The 2,973-nt window shown below is 69.3% G+C and carries 2 protein-coding genes and 1 pseudogene; 2 read left to right on the plus strand and 1 reads right to left on the minus strand.

All coding sequences use genetic code 11. From position 1 onward, the window contains the following. A pseudogene (locus FNQ90_RS18100) lies at nt 1-126 on the minus strand (hypothetical protein); the annotation flags it as partial. 580 nt (nt 127-706) lie between these two features. Between FNQ90_RS18100 and FNQ90_RS18110 the strand changes: the two are divergent. Continuing rightward, nucleotides 707-1,873 carry a S1 family peptidase gene (locus FNQ90_RS18110; protein ID WP_228471363.1) on the plus strand — a complete coding sequence of 389 codons (1,167 nt, stop codon included), beginning with the start codon at nt 707-709 and terminating at the stop codon, nt 1,871-1,873. A 441-nt stretch (nt 1,874-2,314) separates the two neighbouring features. After that, nucleotides 2,315-2,689, plus strand: coding sequence for an STAS domain-containing protein (locus FNQ90_RS18115; protein ID WP_182607339.1), 375 nt, complete (start codon nt 2,315-2,317; stop codon nt 2,687-2,689). Nucleotides 2,690-2,973 lie beyond the last annotated feature (284 nt).

The following is a 2,973-nucleotide window of genomic DNA, read 5'->3' on the forward strand; positions in this document are numbered from 1 at the left end:
GGAGTCACGGGAAGCGTTCTGCTGCATTTCCAGCGCGCTGGTGGCCACCCCACCGGCATTGGCCGCCTTCCCCGGAGCGAAGAGCACCCCGGCTTCCCTGAGCAGTTCGACAGCCCCAGGAGTGGTCCGGCCCTGATGAATCGGGTGTTCGGCCTTCTGCGCGAACTCGGGGCCCAGGAAATCGTCACCGAAGTGGACGAAAGCAACTTCGCATCCAACGCGCTGGTGGCCACGTTCGACGCTCACCGGATCGGCGGCACCCTCGAACTGTTGCGCCTCGCACACCTCTGAGTGCCCACACCGCCCCCGGAGAGGCCGGGTGACCGGCCCCGTGGCTGCCCCCTCGATCTCACGGGGGGGGACCGGGTAGTTCGGGCGGGGGCCCCGGATGTCCCCGGGCGGGAAGGAGACGGGGGAATCGGCATCCGCATCTCGCTCCCCCACGGGAGCAGGGTTCGGATCATGAGTGCCCGGGGCGACTCGGAGGCGGGGCGTGTGGGATCGAGGAAGGAGGTGCCGGCCCACCCGGGGTCATGGGTCCACCCGGCCGGTGAGGGGTCGAACGCCCTTGTCGCATTGGAAGTTCCGGAACTCCCGGTACTGGACTCGGCTCGATCGTGGCTCTTAGGCTCCCATCGGGTTCGAGAGCGCTCCCGGCCTTCGCTGTTCCACCCCCACCGAGGGAACAAGAGAAGGGCACCACCCCATGTCTCCTACCATGTCCCGCAGCAGGCTCGGCCGACGCGTTGTCGGTGCCGGCCTCTGCTCTCTTTTCCTCGCAGCCGGCCTGACCGGCGTTTCCTCCCCCTTCGCCGTCGCGGCGGAGGAAGAGGTCGCGTCCCCCGGGCTGATTGTGGCGATGCAGAATGATCTCGGCCTCACGGAGGATCAGGCTCTCGCGCGTTTGGCACGGGAGGCCGAGGCCGGCGAACTCGTCCCGCTCGCCGAGGATGCGGCCGGTGACGCTTTCGCCGGTAGTTGGTTCGACCCCGACTCCGGGGAACTCGTGGTCGCGGTTACCGAGGAGAGTGCCGTCACAGCGGTCGAGGAGACGGGCGCGGCCACCGAACGCGTCACCCGTACGGTGGCCGAACTCAACGCGGTGAAGAGCGAGATCGACACGATGGGCGACCGGGTTCCCGTGGGGGTCGCCGGTTGGGGCGTGGACGTGCGGGCCAACGAGGTCGTCGTCCATGTCGTCCGGGAGAACGCGGACGATCCCGCGGTCCGGAAGTTTTTGGCCGAGGCCGGGAGCGCCGGACCGGTCGGTGTCGAGATGCTCGAGGAACCGATCACGACCCATGCGGCCGGTGTCGTCGGGGGTGACCCGTTTTACGTCGGCAACGCGCGCTGCTCGATCGGCTTCTCGGTGCACGGCGGCTTCGTCACCGCGGGGCACTGCGGTGCCACCGGATCGGCGGTACGCGGCTGGGACAACACCCACATCGGCCATGTCCGGGGACGGGTGTGGCCCGGCAGCGACATGGCGTGGGTGGATGTCGGCAGTGGTTGGTGGACCGTGCCGGTGGTTCTGGGTTGGGGCACCGTACCGGACCGGTTGGTGCGTGGCTCCTCCCCCGTCCCGGTGGGCTCCTCGATCTGCCGTTCCGGCTCCACCACGGGCTGGCGCTGCGGCACCCTGACGGCCGTGAACCAGACGGTGCAGTACTCCAGCGGTGAGGTGGCCCACGGCATGTCGTTCACCTCGGCCTGCAGTGCTCCGGGGGATTCGGGTGGATCTGTCATCGCCGGTGACCAGGCCCAGGGTGTGCACTCCGGTGGCAGCGGCAGCTGCGGCAGCTCCTCCATGACCGTTTTCAACCCGATCAATCCGATTCTTCAGCGCTACGGGTTGACCCTGCACACCACGTGATCGATGGCCCGGTCGGGCTCTTGTGTCCGGGGTACCCCGGACACAAGAGCCCGACCGGAGTGGACAGCCGCCTCCCGGCAGGGGTTCCGCGCAGCACCGGTGCTGCGCGGAACGGCTGCGTGTCGGTCGGGTGACTGGGTGGGAGCCGATGGTTGTGGCCGGGGCGGGCATTCGACCGTTCCATTGCTTCTCGCGCTTCCGGCCGTGTGGCGGGGTCGTCCCGGTGTCCGTGCCTCTCCGGGCCGTATCCCCTGTGAGGGTCGACTCTCCGCCCTCCGTCGGTACTTCCGTCGTCCCGATGGTCCCTTGGTCGGGCTTTCCCACGGCGTGGGGTGAGGAGGCCCTCGACCGTGCCGGGGCCCGGGCGTGAAAGTATGTAGCCGGCTCCAGTGGTGTTCGCGACGGGACGCTCCCCCACCGCGACGGAACGGAACGAGAAGCATGGTCGGTGAGGACGGCATCCGGATGAGGGTCGAACATCGGGAGGCGGGGGTCGCGGTGGTCACTCTCGCCGGTGAGATCGACACCTGGAATCTCCCCACCCTGCGGGAGAGTCTGGGTCTTCTCCCGGATGACGGGGTTCATCACCTGGTCCTGGACCTGTCCGGGGTGGAGTTCCTGGAGTCCGGTGGTCTGAGCGTGATGATCGAGTTGTACCGGCGCCTGCACCGGAAAGGCGGGTCCCTGAGACTGGCCGCCGTGCCGGAATGGCTGCGCCAGGTGTTGGAGACCACCGGCCTGGAGCAGATTCTCCCTGCTCACTTTGATGTTCCCGCCGCGCTGGCAGCCGTGCCCACGAACCCGTCGTCCGCTTGAGCCCTCCTGTCCGGGGGTGGCCGCCGGGAGGGGCCCGACGATGCCCCCGGGCGTGATCGGCGCACCGGCCGGTCTTCGGGTGAAGACCGGCCGGTGGGCCCGGAGGGATCCGCTCCGGACGGGGAGGACGACGGGAACGGTCGATCAGGCGGGGGCCTTCGCGCACTCCGGGTGCCCCCAGGTTTTCCCAACCCGGGTGATGGTGTCGCCCTTGGCGTAGGGACGGGAGCAGGGGCAGGTCCCGGGGAATCGGGCGGCCAGGGTGCGGGGGCTCCGGAGGGGGC

The organism is Streptomyces alkaliphilus, assembly GCF_014141535.1.
In the GTDB taxonomy this organism is placed as follows: Bacteria; Actinomycetota; Actinomycetes; order Streptomycetales; family Streptomycetaceae; genus Streptomyces; species Streptomyces alkaliphilus.